We start from the raw sequence: 478 nt of genomic DNA on the forward strand, positions 1-478 counted from the left end.
CCTTATAAGACCGGTACTTCTTACTGCGTACTGGTGACTTCAACTGCAGCGCCGTCATCAGCTTCCGGACGGTTTTATGATTTAACCGATGCCCTTCCTTACGCAGAACACAGGCCACGCGGCGATAGCCGTAACGGCCTTTATGGGCGTGGAAGATGGCCTCTACCCGCTGTTTCATCTCCCGGTATTTGTCCGGCCTCTTGCTGTTTTTGCAGCAATAATAATAGGTGCTGCGGGGCAAGGCGCTGACCTGCACTAACAGGCCCAGTCCGTGTTTCTGCCTCAATGCCGTGACGATTTTTGCCCTTTCCGACGCGCTCTGGCATCGTTCTCCTGCATCAAGGCTCTCAACTTTGTTAGTACCGATGTAAAAATGACCCACATGCCAATGTAATTCGGACCCACCTGGGGTAAAACTGGCAGTTTTAAGCGAGCTGCCGATGCTAACATTGGAGTTAAGAGTGGAGATTGCTGTTCT

At 51.7% G+C, this 478-nt stretch carries 1 protein-coding gene; it reads right to left on the reverse strand.

Annotated elements, in window-relative coordinates; genetic code table 11:
- Positions 1-478 (reverse strand): IS3 family transposase (locus tag M6G53_RS25065; RefSeq protein WP_253335267.1); only part of this gene is annotated, 478 nt, incomplete at both ends.

It is taken from the genome of Serratia nevei, assembly GCF_024160145.1.
In the GTDB taxonomy this organism is placed as follows: domain Bacteria; phylum Pseudomonadota; class Gammaproteobacteria; order Enterobacterales; family Enterobacteriaceae; genus Serratia; species Serratia nevei_A.